This window comes from Pseudomonas fluorescens (genome assembly GCF_030344995.1).
GTDB classification, from domain to species: domain Bacteria; phylum Pseudomonadota; class Gammaproteobacteria; order Pseudomonadales; family Pseudomonadaceae; genus Aquipseudomonas; species Aquipseudomonas fluorescens_BF.
In genome coordinates this window covers 2,192,494-2,213,397 of record NZ_CP128260.1, presented here as the reverse complement: position 1 = coordinate 2,213,397, position 20,904 = coordinate 2,192,494, and the positions used below count along the sequence as shown (strand labels likewise).

The following is a 20,904-nucleotide window of genomic DNA, read 5'->3' as shown; positions in this document are numbered from 1 at the left end:
GTGATGATGCTGCGAGTTTTGATCTTGAGCCTTTCCCTGTTTACCGGCTTCGTCCAGGCGACTGTCCTGCAACGACCGGTCACATTGACGACTGACAACGGCGAACTTTTCGGCTCGCTGTTGCTGCCGAAATCCGACAACCCCGTGCCGCTTGTCCTGATCCTTTCTGGCTCGGGTCCTACGGATCGTGACGGAAACAACCCCGACGGCGGGCGCAATGACAGCCTCAAGCGACTGGCCTGGGTGCTGGCCAAACACAACGTCGCCACCGTGCGTTTCGACAAGCGCGGCGTGGCCGCCAGCCTTGCGGCAACTCCGGACGAGCGAAACCTGTCGGTGGAAGCTTACGTGGCGGACGCCGTGGCCTGGGGCCAGAAGCTGAAAGCCGATCCGCGCTTCGGCCCGTTGATCCTGCTCGGCCACAGCGAAGGCGCGCTGATTGCCAGTCTTGCGGCGCCAAAGGTCGACGCGGCGGCGGTCATTTCGCTTTCTGGCACGGCCCGACCGATCGATCAGGTGCTGCGTCGGCAACTGGCCCGCAGCCTCCCTCCCCCGCTGATGCTGCGCAGCAACGAATTGCTCGACAGCCTCAAGGCCGGGCGCACCGACGATAATGTGCCGGCGCCGTTGCAGGTGATTTTCCGTCCGAGTGTGCAGCCGTATCTGATATCGCTGTTCCGTCAGGATCCGGCGGCGGCCTTCGCCCAGCTGAAAATGCCCGCGTTGATCGTGCAAGGCAGCAACGACATTCAGGTTCAGGTCGATGATGCGAAATTGCTCAAGGCCGCCAAACCGGACGCGCAACTGGCGCTGATCGAAGGCATGAACCACGTGTTGCGCATCGTGCCCAACGATGTGAAGCGGCAACTGGCCTCCTACAAGGACCCGAATTTGCCGCTGGCGGCGGAACTGGGGACACGCGTCCTTGAATTTATTGACGGACTTCGCACCCGTTGAGCGCTAGGGGGCGTTCTCAGCTAGTTTTCACGCCGCGCCGGGTCTGCTGTTGTGCAGGGCAAGGCGCGAGAAGCGTGGTTTGGTCATTCCAAATAAGCTTCGAGCAACGCAGCCCTGCACAACAGCAGGCCCGGCCCTTCGGGTTGTGCCTTAAAGCGGGCCAGCCTGCGTTGCAGGCCTTGGAAAGGGAACAACCATTTCCAGCGGCCTACGCCTTGCCTGGCCCGCTTTAAGGCGACAACGCGGCGTAAAAACTAGCTGAGAACGCCCCCCAGACCCTCTAGTCCTGTAGAAAACGGCCGATAAGCCTTTGTCGCCAGCGTACTGGCTGGCGGCAAGCAGCTTGGACAGGATCTCGCCGTTATGACTGATACCCAGACTTCACCCGACACCACCGCTGAAAAAGACGCACCGCCAGCGGTCGAGCTGCCATGGGCGGATGTCCACGTCGAGCACCACAAGATGCTCCGCCTGGCGCCGTTGCAGACCGACCGCAACACCGGCGGGCGGCCACTGCGCTTCGTTGAATTCGGATACGCCGAGCGCAACGGCAAAGAACACAGCCTGATGCGCATGGCGATCAAACTGCCCGCGCAGCGCGTGCGTAAAGAGCAGAATCATCTGGACGTGTGGGTCGACCACGCGACCAAACGCGTGCATTTCGGCCCGGACAGCGGTTTGCAGATCGAACCGATGAACCGTGGTATCGGCCGTTTCATGGCTGCCCAGGGCATCAACTGGGCGAAAAAACGCTGGCCCACCTACACCGTCGACGGCATGGACTTGAACAACAAGGACGCGCTGAACGAAGACACTCGCCTGCGCCGCGATCATTTTCTGCGGGTACACGGCTTTGATGTGGTGTACGCCGACGCCCAGCATTTGAAGGGCAGCGTCAAGGAAGTGCAGGTCGGTGATTTGCTGGGCGACTGGAACAGCGAAAAGCTGCAGATCGTCGAGATTCTTGAAGCCGCACAGATGTTGCAACAGGCCGAGCAGAATCTGGCCGAGCAGGAAGTGAAGCTGAAGAAGCAGGAAGACAAGGTCAGCAAGTTCAAGCGTGAAGATGCCGGGTTGCGTTTCACCATTACCTGTCTGGTGGCGTTTGCGGTGTTTCAGGCCGGCTTGCTGATCTGGATTGCAACGCACCGCTGAGCCAATGATCGTTCCCACCGAGGTGGGAACGATCGGTTCAGGTCAGACGCGAGAAGCGAACAGTGCCTGATGGGCGCGGCACTGTTCGGCGGTCAGCATGAACACGCCATGCCCGCCACGCTCGAACTCCAGCCAGGCGAAATCGACTTCCGGGTACAGCGCTTCGACGTGTACCTGGCTGTTGCCCACCTCGACAATGAGCAAACCCTTCTCGGTCAAATGATCCGCCGCTTCGGCGAGCATCCGACGCACCAGGTTCAAACCATCGTCGCCGCAGGCCAGGCCCAGTTCTGGCTCGTGCTGGTATTCGTCCGGCATGTCGGCGAAATCTTCCGCATCGACGTAGGGCGGGTTCGACACGATCAGGTCGAATCGTTGACCCGGCAGACCATCGAAACCATCGCCCTGCACGGTGAACACACGCTCATCGACGCCATGACGCTCGATGTTCCGGTTCGCCACTTCCAGCGCTTCGAACGACAGGTCCGCCAGCACTACTTCGGAATTCTGGAACTCGTAGGCGCAGGCGATGCCGATGCAGCCGGAGCCGGTGCACAGGTCGAGAATGCGCGCCGGTTCGTCGCCGATCCACGGCGCAAAACGGTTTTCGATCAGCTCGCCAATCGGCGAGCGCGGGATCAGCACGCGCTCATCGACAATGAACGACATGCCGCAGAACCAGGCTTCGCCCAGCAGGTAAGCGGTCGGAATGCGTTCTTCGATGCGACGCTTGAGCAGGCGCTGAAGGTTGACCAGTTCATCGTCTTCCAGCGCGCAATCCAGGTAGCTGTCGGCGATTTCCCATGGCAGGTGCAAGGCACCGAGCACTAGCTGCCGGGCTTCGTCCCAGGCATTGTCGGTGCCATGGCCGAAAAACAGATCCTCCCCATGGAAGCGGCTGACGGCCCAACGGATGTGGTCGCGCAGGGTACGAAGTCGGGAAGTGATCACGGGGCAGAACTCCAGAAAAAACGACTGGCGATTCTAGCAGCCAAAACGCGCCACGACGACGCAGGAAAGATTCCAGGGCGACGGTAGGACGCTTCCGATTTTCCACTCGGCCATTGAACAGATCGTGTAACTTGACAAGGCTGCAGGCCAGCAACGACGGTGCCTACGATAGTAGCGATTCACAGAACCGCTCAGCCAGAGGACAATGTCGCAAAAGCCCCACCCGAAGGAGCCCCAGAATGTCCGTTCCAAAAACGATGTTTCAACTCAGCGGTCGCGGTTACGCAGCGGCCACGTTGAGCCATGCCACCGTGGTCATCATCGATGCCCAGAAAGAATACCTCAGCGGCCCGCTGGCCCTGAAAGGCATGGACGCGGCTGTCGCGAACATCAAACAACTGGTTGCCGCCGCCCGCGCAGCCGGCCGACCGATCGTGCACGTGCGTCACCTCGGCACCGTCGGCGGTCTGTTCGACCCGCAAGGCGAACGCGGCGAGTTCATCCCCGGCCTGGAACCCCAGGGCGATGAAACCATCATCGGCAAACTGCTGCCGAGCGCCTTCCACGGCACAGAACTCTACGATCGTCTGCAAACCATCGGCTCGCTGGACCTGATCGTCTGCGGTTTCATGAGCCATTCCAGCGTCAGCACCACCGTGCGCGCGGCGAAGAACCTGGGTTTCCGCTGCACCCTGGTCGAAGACGCCTGCGCCACCCGCGATCTGCCGTTCAAGGGCCGCGTGCTCAGCGCCGAACAGGTGCAGGAAGCGGAAATGGCGATCATGGCCGACAACTTCGCCACCCTCGCGCTGACCCAGGATCTGATCTGATCGACCGTAAATGAGCGGCTCAGCCCGCCGCTCATCTGCAAAAACCTCGCATTTGCTTCAATTACCCTAGCCTCAGGAACAACCCGGTCAACTCCCGGTCGAAGGGCCGATACCCATTGAGGAAGGTCGGAATGAAGTTATCCGATGGATTTGACGCACGCCGCTTGCGGCCCAAAGGCCAAAGCAACTGGCGATTTCGATTCGGCGCGGCGATCGCGGCCATTCTGGCCACGTTCGGCGTGCTGCTGGCGATGGCCGGGGCCGCCAGCCTGCTGGGGCGCCCGCCGGCGCTCGGCGATCTGAATGCAACACCGCTGGGCTCGGCGATCATTCTGGCAATCGGCCTGCTGTTCCTGTATTTCGGCGTGGCCCTGTGGCGTCGTTGCCGACGTCGCGCACGGCAATCGCGGGAGCTGAACATGTCCCCGCACCTGATGAAAAAACACGATTGATCGACGGCCTGGCTTTTTGCCGGGCCGTTTTGTGTATGTTTGGGTAAACTGGCCGCCCTTCGCGGAGGCTGACATGCAAGACGACGATTTTTCCCTGTTCAAAAGTGCGATCCAAGGCGTCAAGCCGATCAAGCACGACCGCGCCGACACCGGCAAACCCAAGGCTGACCGTGACCGGATCGCCAAGCTGCGCCAGTCCGCTACCGTGCGCACCGACACCACCACCGTTGACGGCCTGTCCGATCAGTTCGTGATTGACGTCGGTCCCGAAGACGAACTGATGTGGGCCCGCGACGGGGTGCAGGAAAGCCAGATGCGCAAGCTCAAGATCGGGCAGATCCCGTTCGAAGGCAGCCTCGACCTGCACGGCATGAGCGTGGAAAAGGCTCGCGAAACCCTTTGGGCATTTCTCGCCGAAGCGACCAAATTCGAAATCCGCTGCGTACGCGTCACCCACGGCAAGGCTGTGCGTCTGGACGGCAAGCGGCCGATGATCAAAAGCCACGTCAACACCTGGCTGCGCCAGCATGCGCAAGTACTCGGCTTCTGCTCGTGCCAGGCGAAACATGGCGGCGCCGGCGCCGTGTATGTGATGCTCAAACGCACCATGATGGAAGGCCGCGACGAATAATCCCGTCACACCGAACTTGCAGGGTCGTGTCCGCCACCGTACCCTTGCCCTTTGCGAAAATCCCCACAGGTAGTTTCATGTCCCTGGAACAGAATTACACCGCGATTCTCGGCCAACTGGGCGAGGACGTCTCCCGCGAGGGCCTGCTCGACACGCCGAAGCGTGCCGCCAAAGCCATGCAGTACCTCTGCCGCGGTTATGAACAGACGCTCGAAGAGGTCACCAACGGTGCCCTGTTCAGCTCCGACAACAGCGAAATGGTGCTGGTCAAGGACATCGAGCTCTACTCGTTGTGCGAACACCACCTGCTGCCGTTCATCGGCAAGGCCCACGTCGCGTACATCCCGAGCGGCAAAGTGCTGGGCCTGTCGAAGGTCGCGCGGATCGTCGACATGTACGCCCGCCGCCTGCAGATTCAGGAAAACCTCAGCCGCCAGATCGCCGATGCGGTCCAGCAGGTCACCGGCGCGCTGGGCGTGGCCGTGGTGATCGAGGCCAAGCACATGTGCATGATGATGCGCGGTGTGGAGAAACAGAATTCGTCGATGATCACCTCGGTGATGCTCGGTGAGTTCCGTGAAAACGCGGCGACCCGCAGCGAGTTTCTCAGCCTGATCAAGTAATGCGTGACAGAAAAAAACCGGCGTTGATCGCCGGTTTTTTTTCGTCCGTGAAAAATCGGGTAAGCTGCGCGCCTTCTTCAATGTCCCTGTGAGGCTTGTAACGTGTTCGTCAAAGCGCTTCGTGTCGGCCTCGGCCAACTGATCATCTTCGTTGATTTCCTGACCCGCCCGGGCAAGAAGCAGCGCCCCGCCGCTGCCCAGGCTCAGGTTGACGCCGCCGCCAAGGACCTGACCCTGTATCAGTTCCACGCCTGCCCGTTCTGCGTGAAGACCCGCCGCAGCCTGCGTCGCCTGAATGTGCCGGTGGCCCTGAAAGATGCGAAAAACAACGAGCAGGATCGCCAGACCCTGCTGGAACAGGGCGGCAAGATCAAAGTGCCGTGCCTGCGCATTGAAGAGAACGGCCAGACCACCTGGATGTATGAGTCCAACACAATCATCGAGTATTTGAACAAGCGGTTCGCCGCGGTCTGAATAAAAAAACCGGCCTGATGGCCGGTTTTTTATGCCGCCTGCGCGGCCTGGGCCTGGCGCACCACCGCCGCCAGACGCTTGAGCCCTTCGTCCAGACGAGCCGGATCGATGTGGCTGAAGTTCAGGCGCAAATGACCGTGATTGCGATCCGGCTCAGGGAAGAACGGTTCGCCCGGCATGAACGCCACATCATTGGCCAGCGCGGTGTTCAGCAGCGTGCGGGTGTCCAGCGGTTGCTTCAGGGTCAGCCAGAAAAACAGCCCGCCCTGCGGTGTGTTCCAGTCCGCCAGGTCGGCGAAATGGGTTTCCAGCGCGGCTTGAAATGCATCGCGTCGCTGACGGTAGAAGCTGCGCAATTCACTCAAATGCTGCTGATATTTCTCACTGCCGATCCACTGCAATGCCTGCCACTGACCGATGCGGTTGGTGTGCAGATCCGCCGATTGTTTGAGCTTGAGCAGATGCGGGAAAAGATCCGGGCTGGCGATCAGGTAGCCGACGCGCAGGCCCGGCAACAGGGTTTTCGACACGGTGCCGGTGTAGATCCAGCTGGATCTTTTCAGGCGTCCGGCAATCGGCTGGGCGCTGCCGCCGTCGAAGGTCAGCTCGCGATAAGGCTCGTCTTCGATCAGGGTCACGCCGAATTCGTCGAGCAATGCCGCAACGGCTTCGCGCTTGGCTTCGCTGTAGCGCACGGCGGACGGGTTCTGGAAGGTCGGAATCAAATAGATGAACGCCGGACGGTGCTGCTCCAGACGCTGGCGCAGTTGCGCAAGGTTCGGACCGTCAGCCTCCAGCGGTACGGTCAGACAATCGGCGCCGAACAGCTGGAAGATCTGCAAGGCCGCCAGATACGTCGGCGCTTCGAGCAGGATTTCGGTGCCCTTGTCGATGTACAGCTTGGCCGCCAGGTCGAGTGTTTGCTGGGAGCCGCTAACCACTAGAACTTGACTCGCCTCACACGGCAAACCCAGCGCCCTCGCCTCTGCCGCCAGTGCTTCGCGCAGTGCCGGCTCGCCTTCGCTCATGCCGTACTGGCCGAGAGACAGTGGCATGTCGGCCCACTCGACCTTTGGCAACATGGCTTCGGCAGGCAAACCGCCAGCGAAGGACATGACTTCCGGGCGCTGGGCCGCGGCAAGGATTTCACGGATCAGAGAACTTTTGAGGCGCGAGACACGTTCGGAAAAAGCCATGGAAGTCACCGCTAGCGAGGCATGGGAAAAATGAGTCAAACTTGTTGACTGAAATTACGACACCTCATTCGGAAACGTCAATATGCTTGACCTTAAAAACTGCGCCAGCCAACAACAAGCCATGGAAGCGTTTTTCTTCGGCTACCAGGCGTTCACTGCCAAGGCCGATGAAATGCTTGAGCGTCGCGGCTTGTCCCGAGTGCATCAACGCATTGTGTTTTTCATCGCACGCTACCCGAACCTGAGCGTCAAGGAATTGCTCGCGCTGCTCGGCGTCAGCAAGCAAGCGTTGAACATGCCGTTGCGGCAATTGCAGGAAATGCATCTGGTGGACAGCGTGGCGTCCGAGACTGACAAGCGTAAACGCCTGCTGGAGCTGACGGTTGAAGGCGCGAAATTTGAACAGGCGCTGCGCCGCGAGCAGGTCAAATTGCTCGAGCGCGTCTTTGCCGAAGCCGGCGAAACGGCGGTCAACGGCTGGCTGGCGGTGAATCTGGCGCTGGGGACTAATCGTCCGAACGAGTGATATAGCTCGATCGCCAATCTTTTCGTCCACAAAATCAAAAACAATATTTGCTTTATTTGTACACAAAAGCATAATCCACAGCGTGCGAGTTCCTGACCGCATGGTCAACAAATTCGCGTATGCCTCAAAGGACTGCTGCCACCCCTCATGGGTCCGGTCCTGGAAATAACAATAAAACTCTTGAGGAGTACTCGCTGTGGAAAGCCGCAAATCCGAAGCATCGACGCTGGAACTCTCGCCGCCGTTACGCAATGGCCTGCTGGAGCGCATCTTTAAACTCAGCTTGCATGGCACCACGGTGAAGACCGAGCTGATTGCCGGTCTGACAACCTTCATCACCATGGCCTACATCATCTTCGTCAACCCGAACATCATGGCCGATGCCGGGATCGATCACGGTGCAGCCTTCGTCGCCACCTGTATCGCCGCTGCGCTGGGCTGCCTGCTGATGGGCCTCTACGCCAACTGGCCGGTAGGCCTGGCGCCGGGCATGGGCCTCAACGCATTCTTCACCTACACCGTGGTCGGCACCATGGGCTACAACTGGGAAACCGCCCTCGGTGCGGTGTTCGTCTCGGGCGTACTGTTCATGATCCTGACCTTTTCGCGGATTCGCGAATGGCTGCTCAACAGCATCCCGGTCAGCCTGCGCTTTGCGATGGGCGCCGGTGTGGGTCTGTTCCTCGGGCTGATCGGTCTGAAAACCGCCGGCATCGTCGTCGATAGCCCGGCCACCCTGATCAAGCTCGGCTCGCTGCGTGAACCCGGCCCGCTGCTTGCCGCCATCTGCTTCCTGATGATCGCGATTCTCAGCTACCACAAAGTGTTCGGCGCGATCCTCATCAGCATCATCACCGTGACCCTCGCGGGCTGGGGGATTGGTCTGGTGCACTACGAGGGCATCATGTCCGCCCCGCCAAGCCTGGCGCCGACCTTCATGGCCATGAACGTCGCCGGCGTATTCAACGTCAGCATGATCAGCGTGGTACTGGCCTTCCTGTTCGTACACATGTTCGACACCGCCGGCACCTTGATGGGCGTCGCCCAGCGCGCCAACCTGGTGAACGCTGACGGCCGTATCGAAAACCTCTCCCGCGCCATGAAAGCCGACTCCGCCTCCAGCGTTTTCGGCGCGGTCGTCGGCGTTCCGCCGGTCACCAGCTACGTGGAAAGTGCTGCCGGTGTAGCGGCTGGTGGTCGGACTGGTCTTACCGCAGTCACCGTGGGTGTGCTATTTATAGCCGCGATGTTCTTTGCACCGCTGGCCGGCATGATTCCCGCTTACGCCACCGCCGGCGCGCTGATTTACGTAGCGATGCTGATGATGGGCGGCATGGCGCACATCGAATGGGACGAAGCGACCGACAGCATTCCGGCGATCGTCACCGCGATCATGATGCCGCTGACCTTCTCGGTCGCCGACGGTATCGCGCTGGGCTTCATTACCTATGTCGCGCTGAAGGCCGGCACCGGTAAATACAAAGAGATCTCCGTCAGCCTGTGGGTGCTCTGCGCGATCTTCATCGCCAAGTTCATCTTCCTGTAAGCGCTACGCGGTTCACGCTTCAAAACAGCCTCACCCCACCGGGTGGGGCTTTTGCACATTCTTGATAACGATAAAAAGGAGCAAGTGATGAGTCTGGAAACCTGGCTGCTGTTCAGCGGCACTGCGCTGGTGGTGATCCTGATTCCGGGGCCGCTGTCGTTGCTGATGATCAGCAACAGTCTGAATTACGGTCTGCGCCGTTCCTACCCGGCCTTTCTGGGAGGTGTGAGTGCGTCGATCTGTCTGCTCAGCGCTTCGGCACTGGGATTGGGCGCCCTGCTGCTGGCATCGGAAAAACTCTTCAGCGCGCTGAAAATCGTCGGCGCGCTGTACCTGTTCTACCTCGCCTGGCAGAGCTGGCAGCAATCGCGTCAGCCATCGGTTGGCGCAGAAGTACCGCAGGCGGCGCCTGCTCCTCGCTTTCGCGCGCTCTTTGGACGTGCATTCATGCTGGGCGCCAGCAACCCGAAAGACATCCTGTTCTTCGCCGCTTTCCTGCCGCAGTTTCTCAATGCCGAGCAGCCATTTCTGCCACAACTGCTGGTGATGATTGCGACCTGGACAGTGCTTGATCTGCTGTGCAAGTTGACCTACGGGCTCGGCGCTCACGGTGCAGCACGCTACCTGCGCAGCGGCAAGGGCCAGAGCTGGTTCAACCGCATCAGTGCCGGACTGTTTGGCGGCGCAGGCGCAGCTTCATTGCTGAGCAGTCACTGAGGCCATAGCGAGCGGGCAACACCTGACAACATTTCGCCTCACTCGTAGATATATGTACCGCACTTCGCGACGTTGATTCACCGAACATCCGGCGCTTCTGGCCTGATCAACGTGAATCGACCTTGCGAGCGAAATACCCATGAGCCCCAAACGCCCGATAAAACCCGGTGCCTCGACCACCTCCCCCGAAACACCTTTCATCCGTCCCGATGTCGGCCCCCCGCCCCTGCACAGGCTGCCACTGAGTGTCGCTCTGGACGGTGCAGGCAGAGTCTCTGGCGACCCGCCAGTTCAATCATCCTCTTCCCAACCTGTGGCTTTAGAGATCGTCGATATTCCGGGCGACATCCATATCACCCCTGTCATCACCCATGCACCGATCGAGCACTTTTTCCTTCCGCCCAATCTGTTGTCCCGACTACCGGCGCCAAATGCAGTTTCCGGCATTCGAGAACTCGGGACGCAAAGGCACTTTGTAGATCTCCAGGAAGGAGGGACGATATCGCTGGGTATCGATTCGGAAAACCATTTCCGGGCCCGATTGAACAGCGACCACAGACCTTCCGGACCCCGCGTCGAGCAAGTGGAAGGTACGCTCCTGTGGCGCGTCAAACCCACTGACAACAGCGCCGGCAGCAGCGATTCCAGATTAACGCTCAAACGCCTGCGAAACCCGGATGAGGATCCCGAAGAGATTGTCGCGCCCAAACGCTCTGCCACTTCGACGGGTGATGAATGGTCCGACCCGTGGAAAAACTGGGGTTTGCCACCCGAGCAGGCCCCCTTCAGCAGCATTGAAGTCGATGGCATCCGGTTTCCACTGATGCCTCGAGGCAACGACCCGGATCACCCAATCGCCTATATCAAGAATCCAAGCCACTGGTTATACGATTTCGATTACATGGAACGTATCCTCGGCACCGACCTGATGCAGCAACCCAGAGGCGCGATCCGCGTTCCGCCCGCCAATCAGTGGGAGATCGATCCGAACATTCCCTTTCAATATCCACTGAAGAAATACATCACCACTTTTTTTCCTCAACTGTCCGAAACCTCAGTGAACAAGGTGGCCAGGCATCAATTCGGTCTGGCCAATGACGGGGACACGGCAACGAGCGTCGGTCTGACCCGGCTCAGGCAAACATTCAATGACTGGAAAAGTGGCAACAGCACCCCTCGCCCGGAAATGGCGGATCCGTTACTGATGCTCCCGATACTGCCGACCTCCAGCGATGGAGGATTCAACCGGGTTCTGGAACTCCCTTCCGCATCCCCGGAAGGTCCTCTCCGACGACTGGACTTCGATCTGACGAAGAGGGAATGGGACTATTTCAAAACAACGCAGTCAGGCACAGAACTCAAGCGCCTCATGGCCGGCGTCCTGAACCGGCAGGGTTATGATGTTTTTCCCCCGACCCAGGCGGATGCTTTTCCGGCGCTGGTGTTTCGTCGCAAGAATCATCCCTTTGTCTTCTTCATCAGCCTGTATCGCATCAGAGGAAGGAAAATTTACCAACTCTTGAGGTTCGCTCCAGAGGCAGCCGACATGCGTCTGACCACTCAGGTTGGCTACCCGGCCCATCAAGAAATGCTTCAGGCGCATGCCGAAAAAAGGCTGGTCTGGCTCAAGGGTGGATCGCAGATCCTGGCTTCGCAGACCGATTCCGTTTTCATCGTCAGGGATGATGAGTCGAAGCTTGGAGCATTTCCCGGTCTTTAATCCGGAACGTCTTTCGGGGGACGAAAAAAAGCCCGCAGTGTGAGCGGGCGAAAGACCAAAGAAGCTATATGCGCAGTCGCTTCCCGGTAGGGGCAGCTGCTTGGGGGTCAGCTGCCCCGATAGGTGGAATAGCTGTAAGGCGAGATCAGCAACGGTACGTGGTAGTGATCCTGTTCGGCAGAGATGCCGAACCGCAGCACGACCACGTCCAGGAATGCCGGCTCCGGCAACTGGACGCCACGGGCGCGGTAGTAATCGCCGGCGTGGAACTGAACCTGATAGACACCGGTACGGTAGTCATCGCCTTGCAGCAGCGGCGCATCGACCCGGCCATCGCTGTTGGTAAGCGCACTGGCGACCAATTCCAGTTGCGAACCTTCAACGCGGTACAGCTCGACCTTGATCGAGCTGCCCGGGCAACCGTGTGCAGCGTCCAAAACGTGTGTTGTCAAACGTCCCATTGATTCTGCGCGCCTGCCTGCGTGGAGCAGTCAGACTTCGCGCCTCCCGAAGTCAGTTGAAAAGGAGACCGCACCGTTTCGGAGCACGAAAAGCTGCGGTGAGCGATTGATTAAGACACTTTTCAAAAAAATTGTACACAATAAAAACGACATTTTTCCTCCTAACCCCGCCATCCTTCGATTTCCCGGTGATTTGCCCTGCAAGCTTGCATTCATTGAACCCCCAATCCATTAGCTGACTGGTCAGGCAGGTTTCTTGCAGGTTCATGCCATTAACAGCAAAAGATGACAGCCGGTGAAAAATGCGAAAATTCAGGCTTACAAATTGAGAATAAAGTTGTATACAATCAGCCCATCGCTGTGACGCCAGCCTGCCATCCAAACTTCAGGGCGCCACACAATCTGTCAACGAATAAGAAGGAAGACTGCAGTGAGCGCTGACTACCCACGCGACCTGATCGGTTACGGCAGTAACCCTCCTCACCCACACTGGCCGGGCAATGCCCGGATCGCCCTGTCGTTCGTGCTCAATTACGAAGAAGGCGGCGAGCGCAACATTCTGCACGGCGACAAAGAATCGGAAGCCTTCCTCTCGGAAATGGTCGCGGCCCAGCCTCTGCAAGGCGCGCGCAACATGAGCATGGAATCGCTTTACGAGTATGGCAGCCGTGCCGGCGTCTGGCGGATCCTGAAACTGTTCAAGGAATTCGACATTCCGCTGACCATCTTCGCCGTGGCCATGGCCGCCCAGCGTCACCCGGACGTGATCCGTGCGATGGTCGAGGCCGGTCACGAGATCTGCAGCCACGGTTACCGCTGGATCGACTACCAGTACATGGACGAGGCGCAGGAACGCGAGCACATGCTCGAAGCGATCCGCATCCTCACCGAACTCACCGGCGAGCGCCCGCTGGGCTGGTACACCGGCCGCACCGGCCCGAACACCCGTCGTCTGGTGATGGAAGAAGGCGGTTTCCTCTACGACTGCGACACCTACGACGATGATCTGCCCTACTGGGAACCGAACAACCCGACCGGCAAGCCGCATTTGGTGATCCCGTACACCCTGGACACCAACGACATGCGCTTTACCCAGGTCCAGGGTTTCAACAAGGGCGACGATTTCTTCGAATACCTCAAAGATGCGTTCGACGTGCTTTATGCCGAAGGCGCCGAAGCACCGAAGATGCTGTCGATCGGTCTGCACTGCCGTCTGGTGGGCCGTCCGGCGCGTCTGGCTTCGCTCAAGCGCTTTATCGAATACGCTAAAAGTCATGAACAGGTGTGGTTCAGCCGCCGCGTCGACATCGCGCGTCACTGGCACGAAACCCACCCGTACCAAGGGGCTGCCAAATGAGCACCTTTCAAACCCTGAAACCGTCGACCCTGAGCCGCGACGCCTTCGTCAAAGCCTTCGCCGACATCTACGAGCATTCGCCATGGGTGGCCGAGAAGGCCTTCGACCTGGGCCAGGACGCTTCGATCGACCAGATCGAAACCCTGCACCAGCGCATGAGCGACATCCTGTTGAGCGCCGATCACGCCAGTCAGCTGGCACTGATCAACGCTCACCCGGACCTGGCCGGCAAAGCTGCCGTCCAGGGCGAGTTGACCGAAGCCAGCACCAATGAACAGGCTGGCGCCGGTATTCACCAATGCACGGCCGAAGAGTTCCAGCGCTTCACCGAGCTGAACGACGCCTACAAAGCCAAGTTCAAGTTTCCCTTCATCATGGCGGTAAAAGGCAGCAACCGGCATCAGATCCTCGCGGCGTTCGAAACGCGCATTCACAACCCGGTCGACACCGAGTTCAAATGCGCGCTGGCGGAGATCAACAAGATTGCCCTGTTCCGATTACTGACTCTCTAGCAAGCCTGGCCCGAGAAACCTCTAGAACGCTTGTGTTTCCCAGGGCCTTGCAAGCATCCCCAGCCACTTATTTAAAGGCAGACAAGAAGAATGAAAGCTTACGCCGTACCTTTCGAGAAGTTCGTCAACCTGGCCGATGCCCGTCTGGGCACCAAAATCATCTCGGTCACCGATGACTGGTTCGCAGACGCCAATCGTCTGTTTCAGCCGACCCCGGCCGTGTGGAAGGAGGGCGTGTTCGATGACAACGGCAAGTGGATGGACGGCTGGGAATCCCGCCGCAAGCGCTTCGAAGGCTACGACAGCGCGGTAATCCGCCTGGGCGTACCGGGTTCGATCAAAGGCGTGGACATCGACACTTCATTCTTCACCGGTAACTTCCCGCCATCGGCCTCGCTGGAAGCGTGCTTCCTGGCGTCGGGCGAGCCGGACGAAAACACCCAGTGGACTGAAGTGCTGTCGGCCGTCGAACTGCAAGGCAACAGCCACCACTACCACGAAATCAGCAACGACAAGGCGTTCAGCCACCTGCGCTTCAACATCTACCCGGATGGCGGCGTGGCCCGTCTGCGCGTGTACGGCATTCCGTTCCGCGACTGGTCCGCTGTTGGCGACAACGAGCAAGTCGACCTGGCTGCAGCCCTCAACGGTGGCCGCGCCCTCGCCTGCTCCGACGAACACTTCGGCCGCATGAGCAACATCCTCAACCCGGGCCGTGGCATCAACATGGGCGATGGCTGGGAAACCGCACGTCGTCGCACGCCAGGCAATGACTGGGTAATCGTCGCGCTGGGTCATCCGGGCGAAATCGAGAAGATCATCGTCGACACCCTGCACTTCAAGGGCAACTACCCGGACACCTGCTCGATCCAGGGCGCGTTCGTCAAGGGCGGCACCGACAGCCAGATCGAAACCCAGTCGCTGTTCTGGCGCGAACTGTTGCCAAGCCAGAAGCTGGAAATGCACGCCGAACACACCTTCGTCGAGCAGATCAAGGCACTGGGCCCGATCACCCACATCCGTCTGAACGTGTTCCCGGACGGTGGTGTGAGCCGCCTGCGCGTACTGGGCAAGGTCGCTAAATAAGGTTGAACCCAATCGCGGGCAAGCCCGCTCCCACAGGGGACTGTGGTGTACACAAAACCTGTGGGAGCTGGCTTGCCAGCGATGACGATAGAACCAACAACACAGAATTCGGAAAAGAACAGCATGCGCACATTGACGATTGAACCGCTGACCAAAGAAGCCTTCGCCCCTTTCGGTGACGTGATCGAAACCGACGGCAGCGATCACTTCATGATCAACAACGGTTCGACCATGCGCTTCCACAAACTGGCGACGGTCGAAACCGCAACGCCTGAGGACAACGCGATCATCAGCATCTTCCGCGCCGACGCGCAGGACATGCCGCTGACCGTCAGCATGCTGGAACGCCATCCGCTGGGCAGCCAGGCTTTCATTCCGCTGCTCGGCAACCCCTTTCTGATCGTGGTCGCGCCACTTGGCGATGTACCTGTATCAGGCTTGGTCCGCGCCTTCGTCACCAACGGCAGGCAGGGCATCAATTACCATCGCGGCGTCTGGCACCACCCGGTGCTGACGATCGAAAAGCGGGATGACTTCCTGGTGGTTGATCGCAGTGGCACAGGCAATAACTGCGATGAGCATTTTTTCAAAGAGGATGAGCGTTTGATCCTCGCCCCCCACCAATAAGAGAAGGTCCGATCACTCGACAACAAGAGTGACGGGCGAGAGGTAAAGACTGTGGAAGCACATCTGTTGGAATGGCTGAACCTGAGCGTGCGCTGGGTTCACATGATCACTGGCGTGGCCTGGATCGGCGCGTCGTTCTACTTCGTCTGGCTGGAGAACAACCTCAACCGCGTCAACCCGAAAACCGGTCTTGCCGGTGATCTGTGGGCGATCCACGGCGGCGGTATCTATCACCTGGAAAAATACAAACTGGCCCCTCCGTCGATGCCGGAGAACCTGCACTGGTTCAAATGGGAAGCCTATTTCACCTGGATGTCGGGGATCGCGCTCCTTTGCGTGGTGTTCTACTCCAACCCCGTGCTTTACCTCGTGGCCCCCGGCAGCGGCCTGACCGGCCCTGAAGGCGTGGCCATCGGCATCGGTTCGCTGATCGCCGGCTGGTTCATCTACGACTTCCTCTGCGATTCGCCTCTGGGCAAGAAACCCGCCCTGCTCGGCTTCATCCTGTTCGTGCTGATCATCGGCGCGGCGTATGGCTTCAGCAAGGTGTTCAGCGGTCGTGGTGCGTACCTGCACGTCGGCGCGATCATCGGCACCATCATGGTCGGCAACGTGTTCCGCATCATCATGCCGGCGCAGCGCGCACTGGTTGCCGCGATCGCCGAGAACCGCACGCCGGATCCGGCGCTGCCGGCCAAAGGCCTGCTGCGTTCGCGTCACAACAACTACTTCACCCTGCCGGTGCTGTTCATCATGATCAGCAACCACTTCCCGAGCACTTACGGCAGCCAGTACAACTGGCTGATCCTGGCCGGGATCGCAGTGTTGGCGGTGTTGGTGCGTCACTACTTCAACACCCGTCACGACAGCCACAAGTTTGCCTGGACCCTGCCAGTGGCGGCGGTGGGCATGATCAGTCTGGCGTACGTCACCGGCCCTGCGCCGATGTCGACCGCTCCGGACGTGGCCAAGGCACCTGCGAAAATCGAGTACCAGCCACTGCCGGAAACGGCGCTGGGTGGTGGCGCGAAACCGGCTGAAGCGGCACAACCAGCCGCCCCTGCTGCACCAGCCGCTGCTCCGGCTCAGGCGTCCAACGCCGGCCCTGCGTTCGACAAGGTGCACAACGTGATCCAGGAACGCTGCGCGGTCTGCCACTCGGCCAAACCGACCAGCCCGCTGTTCAGCGCTGCACCGGCCGGTGTGATGTTCGACACCCCCGAGCAGATCCGCCAGAACGCGGCACGGATCCAGGCGCAAGCCATCACCACGCAGATCATGCCACTGGGCAACATCACGCAGATGACCCAGCAGGAACGTGACCTGATCGGTGCATGGATCGCCCAGGGAGCCCAGACCAACTAAGCAGTAAAAGCATCGCTGGCAAGCCAGCTCCCACAGGATTTTTCACTGCCTGTGTGGGAGCTGGCTTGCCAGCGATTAGCCGCAACGCGGTTTACCTGATGCAAAGAAACAGCTGTGAGCAACCCGGCAGCTGTTAATCACAAGAATAAAAAGATCCGAGGTGTTGCATGTCCGAGCTGTCCAAAGCGCGCATCCCCGACGCACCCGCCATTCAGCGTTTGCCCCTTTTGCAACTGATCCTGGTCGGTTTGCAACATGTTCTGCTGATGTACGGCGGCGCCATCGCGGTACCGCTGATCATCGGACAGGCCGCTGGCCTGAGTCGTGAAGAAATCGCCTTCCTGATCAACGCCGACCTGCTGGTCGCCGGCATCGCCACCATCGTGCAGTCCTTGGGGATAGGCCCGATGGGCATTCGCATGCCGGTAATGATGGGCGCCAGTTTCGCCGCCGTCGGCAGCATGGTCGCCATGGCCGGCATGCCCGGCATCGGTCTGCAGGGAATCTTCGGCGCAACCATCGCCGCCGGGTTCTTCGGCATGATCATCGCGCCGTTCATGTCCAAAGTCGTACGCTTCTTCCCGCCTCTGGTGACCGGCACGGTCATCACCTCGATCGGTTTGTCGCTGTTCCCCGTGGCCGTGAACTGGGCCGGTGGCGGCGCTGGCGCCGCTCAATTCGGTTCACCGATTTATCTGGCCATCGCCGCACTGGTGTTGGCCACCATTCTGTTGATCCACCGCTTCATGCGCGGTTTCTGGGTCAACATTTCCGTGCTGATCGGCATGTGCCTGGGCTACGTGCTCTGCGGCGCCATCGGCATGGTCGACCTGAGCGGCATGGCCAACGCGCCATGGGTTCAGTTCGTCACCCCGCTGCATTTCGGCATGCCGAAGTTCGAACTGGCACCGATCCTTTCGATGTGTCTGGTGGTGGTGATCATCTTCGTCGAGTCCACCGGGATGTTCCTCGCGCTGGGCAAGATCACTGGCCAGGAAGTCTGCCCACGCATGCTGCGTCGGGGCCTGCTGTGTGATGCCGGCGCGTCGTTCTTTGCCGGTTTCTTCAACACCTTCACCCACTCCTCCTTCGCACAGAACATCGGCCTGGTGCAGATGACCGGCGTGCGCTGCCGTTCGGTGACCATCGTCGCCGGCGGCCTGCTGATCGTCCTGAGCCTGCTGCCGAAAGCGGCATTCCTGGTGGCGTCGATTCCACCGGCGGTGCTGGGTGGCGCTGCGATCGCGATGTTCGGCATGGTGGCGGCGACCGGCATCAAAATTCTGCAAGAGGCCGACATCGGCGACCGACGCAACCAATTGCTGGTAGCCGTGAGCATCGGCATGGGCCTGATCCCGGTGGTGCGCCCGGAATTCTTCGCCCACCTGCCATTGTGGATGAGCCCGATCACCCACAGCGGGATCGCCATGGCCACCCTCAGTGCGCTGACGCTGAACCTGCTGTTCAACATTCTCGGTGGCGCCGAACGCGCCGCGATCAACGACTGCCACGCACACCAACATTAACAGCAACACAAAAATCCCCTTGTGGGAGCGGGCTTGCTCGCGAAGAGGTCATGTCAGTCACCATCACTGTTGAATGACCCACCGCTTTCGCGAGCAAGCCCGCTCCCACAGGGGTAAGCAACACCCTGCCTCAACAATAAAAACAAGAGGGAGCAACAGATGATCCGGACTCAAACCAACGTGTTGTTGAGCGGCGGCCTGCTGGCCGCATCGCAAGCCATGGCCGGCGATTTATTGCTGTGGCAGACCAACAGCCTGAGCTATCTGTACGGCAAGAACTTTGCGATCAATCCGTCGATCCAGCAGACGGTGACATTCGAGCACGCCGACAAGTGGAAGTACGGCGACAACTTCCTGTTCGTCGACAAGATCTTCTACAACGGCCAGGAAGACCGCAACAAAGGGCCCCACGCGTTCTACGGCGAATTCAGCCCGCGCCTGTCGTTCGGCAAGATCTTCGACAGGAAGCTGGAGTTCGGCCCGATCAGGGACGTGCTGCTGGCCATGACCTACGAGTACGGCGAAGGCGACAGCGAGGCCTATCTGATCGGCCCCGGCTTCGACCTCAAGGTGCCGGGCTTCAACTATTTCACCCTGAATTTCTATCGCCGCCAGACCGAAGGCCCGCGCCCCGGCGACGGCGTCTGGCAGATCACTCCCGGCTGGTCCTACAGCGTTCCCGTGGGCAATTCCGACCTGCTGATCGACGGCTATCTGGACTGGGTGGTCGACAATGACCAGAACTCTCGCGGCACCTATCACGCCAACCTGCACATCAACCCGCAGATCAAATACGACCTGGGCAAAGCCCTCGGCTGGGGTGAAAAGCAGGTGTACGTCGGCACCGAATACAGCTACTGGAAAAACAAATACGGCGTCGAAAACACCCACAGTTTCGACACCAACCAGAACACCGCCAGCCTGCTGGTGAAGGTGCACTTCTGAGATGACCCGCAACCGTGCCCCCTACCTGTCGTCGGTGCTCTGTTGCGGGGCACTTGAGGCCTGGCCGTTGAGTCAGTATTCTCCGCGGCCTCCTGAATTCGGTCTAAAAAAAAGCCCGAATTTAATTCCTGACCGAAAAGCCAACTTATCCCGGCCGCGGTCAGTACCGAGGCATCCCGAAAACACGCTCAATCGACTGTTTTTCAGCAGCCGACGGGCGTTTTTTTGCTTTTCGAAAAGCCTTGGCTCAGCTCTTGCTAACAGCATGAAAGCTGACCGGATGGATGATTTTTGCAGCAACGAAAAAAGGCGCCACACCAGAGCGCCGACTCAAAAAAATAAACGTGGAACACCTACTTTGGGAGCAACCGAATGAAACGTATGTGCACCAGCCTGATGCTTGCGGGATCGCTGCTGGCAGGGGGTCAGGCCATGGCCGACGGCCTGCTGCAATGGCAGAACAACAGCCTGACCTACCTCTACGGCAAAGACTTCAAGGTCAACCCGGCCATCCAGCAGACCGTGACCTTCGAGCACGCCGATGCGTGGAAGTACGGGGACAACTTCTTCTTCCTCGACAAGATCTTCTACAACGGTGACAAGGACTTCAACAACGGTCCGAACACCTACTACGGCGAGTTCCAGCCACGCATCTCGCTGGGCAAGGTGCTCGACCAGAAGATCGAGTTCGGCCCGATCAAGGACGTCCTGCTGGCGATGACCTACGAGTTCGGCGAGGGTGACACCGAGTCTTACCTGATCGGCCCGGGCTTCGACCTGGCCATTCCGGGCTTCGACTACTTCCAGCTGAACTTCTACCAGCGTCACACCGAAGGCTCGCGTCCGGGTGACAACGTCTGGCAGATCACGCCAGTGTGGTCCTACACCATTCCGGTGGGCGACTCGAACATCCTGATCGACGGCTACATGGACTGGGTGGTCGACAACGACGTCAACAACAAAGGCGAATACCACGCCAACCTGCACTTCAACCCGCAGGTCAAATACGACCTGGGCAAGGCACTGAATTTCGGCGAGAAGCAGTTGTACGTCGGTGTTGAATACGACTACTGGAAAGACAAGTACGGTATCGACGACACCAAGGCCTTCACCACCAATCAGAACGTGACCAGCTTCCTGGTGAAGTTCCACTTCTGATCCGGCGGCGTCCTCAGGGACGCCTTCGCGAGCAAGCCCGCTCCCACATTCGGTTTGTGTCGTTCACAAAACCAATGTGGGAGCGGGCT

General features: G+C 59.5%; 22 protein-coding genes. 19 read left to right on the top strand and 3 right to left on the bottom strand.

Annotated features, from left to right (window positions below):
• The first annotated feature begins 3 nt into the window (after positions 1 to 3).
• Complete coding sequence (locus QR290_RS10125; RefSeq protein ID WP_289204820.1) at positions 4 to 957, top strand: alpha/beta hydrolase; 954 nt, start codon at positions 4 to 6, stop codon at positions 955 to 957.
• Between the two features lie 363 nt (positions 958 to 1,320).
• Positions 1,321 to 2,112, top strand: coding sequence for a hypothetical protein (locus QR290_RS10120; RefSeq protein WP_115077107.1), 792 nt, complete (start codon positions 1,321 to 1,323; stop codon positions 2,110 to 2,112).
• A 42-nt stretch (positions 2,113 to 2,154) separates the two neighbouring features.
• On the opposite strand, the gene prmB is transcribed toward QR290_RS10120, so the two are convergent.
• Positions 2,155 to 3,063: a 50S ribosomal protein L3 N(5)-glutamine methyltransferase gene (prmB, locus tag QR290_RS10115; RefSeq protein WP_289204819.1), complete on the bottom strand. Its 909-nt coding sequence runs from the start codon at positions 3,061 to 3,063 to the stop codon at positions 2,155 to 2,157.
• A gap of 239 nt (positions 3,064 to 3,302) precedes the next feature.
• Between prmB and QR290_RS10110 the strand changes: the two genes are divergently transcribed.
• The 5 genes from QR290_RS10110 (at position 3,303) to QR290_RS10090 (ending at position 6,073) form a co-directional block, all read left to right on the top strand.
• The gene (locus tag QR290_RS10110; RefSeq protein ID WP_115077104.1) at positions 3,303 to 3,893 is read left to right on the top strand and encodes a cysteine hydrolase family protein; all 591 of its coding nucleotides are present in this window, start codon (positions 3,303 to 3,305) and stop codon (positions 3,891 to 3,893) included.
• 131 nt (positions 3,894 to 4,024) lie between these two features.
• The gene (locus QR290_RS10105; protein ID WP_289204818.1) at positions 4,025 to 4,345 is read left to right on the top strand and encodes a hypothetical protein; all 321 of its coding nucleotides are present in this window, start codon (positions 4,025 to 4,027) and stop codon (positions 4,343 to 4,345) included.
• A 73-nt stretch (positions 4,346 to 4,418) separates the two neighbouring features.
• Entirely contained in the window at positions 4,419 to 4,976 is a 558-nt protein-coding gene (locus tag QR290_RS10100; protein ID WP_039769915.1) for a Smr/MutS family protein, read from the top strand.
• A gap of 77 nt (positions 4,977 to 5,053) precedes the next feature.
• A complete protein-coding gene (gene folE / locus QR290_RS10095) occupies positions 5,054 to 5,599 on the top strand; it encodes a GTP cyclohydrolase I FolE (protein ID WP_003204506.1) in 546 nt (181 codons plus the stop codon).
• A 102-nt stretch (positions 5,600 to 5,701) separates the two neighbouring features.
• Complete coding sequence (locus QR290_RS10090; protein ID WP_007960011.1) at positions 5,702 to 6,073, top strand: glutathione S-transferase N-terminal domain-containing protein; 372 nt, start codon at positions 5,702 to 5,704, stop codon at positions 6,071 to 6,073.
• Between the two features lie 29 nt (positions 6,074 to 6,102).
• On the opposite strand, the gene QR290_RS10085 is transcribed toward QR290_RS10090, so the two are convergent.
• Positions 6,103 to 7,269, bottom strand: coding sequence for a PLP-dependent aminotransferase family protein (locus tag QR290_RS10085; protein WP_289204817.1), 1,167 nt, complete (start codon positions 7,267 to 7,269; stop codon positions 6,103 to 6,105).
• An 82-nt stretch (positions 7,270 to 7,351) separates the two neighbouring features.
• Between QR290_RS10085 and QR290_RS10080 the strand changes: the two genes are divergently transcribed.
• The 4 genes from QR290_RS10080 (at position 7,352) to QR290_RS10065 (ending at position 11,778) form a co-directional block, all read left to right on the top strand.
• Positions 7,352 to 7,795 (top strand): MarR family winged helix-turn-helix transcriptional regulator, encoded by a 444-nt coding sequence (locus QR290_RS10080; RefSeq protein WP_011333199.1) that lies wholly within the window; start codon positions 7,352 to 7,354, stop codon positions 7,793 to 7,795.
• A 196-nt stretch (positions 7,796 to 7,991) separates the two neighbouring features.
• Complete coding sequence (locus QR290_RS10075; protein WP_289204816.1) at positions 7,992 to 9,341, top strand: NCS2 family permease; 1,350 nt, start codon at positions 7,992 to 7,994, stop codon at positions 9,339 to 9,341.
• An 87-nt stretch (positions 9,342 to 9,428) separates the two neighbouring features.
• Positions 9,429 to 10,058, top strand: coding sequence for a LysE family translocator (locus QR290_RS10070; RefSeq protein ID WP_289204815.1), 630 nt, complete (start codon positions 9,429 to 9,431; stop codon positions 10,056 to 10,058).
• A gap of 139 nt (positions 10,059 to 10,197) precedes the next feature.
• Positions 10,198 to 11,778, top strand: coding sequence for a hypothetical protein (locus QR290_RS10065; RefSeq protein WP_289204814.1), 1,581 nt, complete (start codon positions 10,198 to 10,200; stop codon positions 11,776 to 11,778).
• Positions 11,779 to 11,885: 107 nt separating this feature from the next.
• Here QR290_RS10065 and uraH read toward each other — a convergent pair whose 3' ends face one another.
• Positions 11,886 to 12,239, bottom strand: coding sequence for a hydroxyisourate hydrolase (gene uraH, locus QR290_RS10060; protein WP_115077097.1), 354 nt, complete (start codon positions 12,237 to 12,239; stop codon positions 11,886 to 11,888).
• A gap of 430 nt (positions 12,240 to 12,669) precedes the next feature.
• Here uraH and puuE point away from each other — a divergent pair, with 430 nt between their 5' ends.
• The 8 genes from puuE to QR290_RS10020 all read left to right on the top strand — a co-directional run bounded on the left by puuE (position 12,670) and on the right by QR290_RS10020 (position 20,815).
• Positions 12,670 to 13,596 carry an allantoinase PuuE gene (puuE, locus tag QR290_RS10055; protein ID WP_007960032.1) on the top strand — a complete coding sequence of 309 codons (927 nt, stop codon included), beginning with the start codon at positions 12,670 to 12,672 and terminating at the stop codon, positions 13,594 to 13,596.
• Complete coding sequence (gene uraD, locus QR290_RS10050; protein WP_007960034.1) at positions 13,593 to 14,108, top strand: 2-oxo-4-hydroxy-4-carboxy-5-ureidoimidazoline decarboxylase; 516 nt, start codon at positions 13,593 to 13,595, stop codon at positions 14,106 to 14,108. The genes puuE and uraD overlap by 4 nt, the downstream gene beginning before the upstream one ends.
• A gap of 90 nt (positions 14,109 to 14,198) precedes the next feature.
• Positions 14,199 to 15,194, top strand: coding sequence for an allantoicase (alc, locus tag QR290_RS10045; protein WP_007960036.1), 996 nt, complete (start codon positions 14,199 to 14,201; stop codon positions 15,192 to 15,194).
• 123 nt (positions 15,195 to 15,317) lie between these two features.
• Positions 15,318 to 15,821: an ureidoglycolate lyase gene (locus QR290_RS10040; RefSeq protein WP_027613342.1), complete on the top strand. Its 504-nt coding sequence runs from the start codon at positions 15,318 to 15,320 to the stop codon at positions 15,819 to 15,821.
• 51 nt (positions 15,822 to 15,872) lie between these two features.
• On the top strand, positions 15,873 to 17,186 hold the full coding sequence (locus QR290_RS10035; protein ID WP_064378710.1) for a urate hydroxylase PuuD: 1,314 nt from the start codon (positions 15,873 to 15,875) through the stop codon (positions 17,184 to 17,186).
• Positions 17,187 to 17,353: 167 nt separating this feature from the next.
• Complete coding sequence (locus QR290_RS10030; protein WP_085690479.1) at positions 17,354 to 18,712, top strand: nucleobase:cation symporter-2 family protein; 1,359 nt, start codon at positions 17,354 to 17,356, stop codon at positions 18,710 to 18,712.
• A 159-nt stretch (positions 18,713 to 18,871) separates the two neighbouring features.
• Entirely contained in the window at positions 18,872 to 19,657 is a 786-nt protein-coding gene (locus QR290_RS10025) for an outer membrane protein OmpK (protein ID WP_289204813.1), read from the top strand.
• A gap of 372 nt (positions 19,658 to 20,029) precedes the next feature.
• On the top strand, positions 20,030 to 20,815 hold the full coding sequence (locus QR290_RS10020; RefSeq protein ID WP_102718282.1) for an outer membrane protein OmpK: 786 nt from the start codon (positions 20,030 to 20,032) through the stop codon (positions 20,813 to 20,815).
• The last annotated feature ends 89 nt before the right edge of the window (positions 20,816 to 20,904 follow it).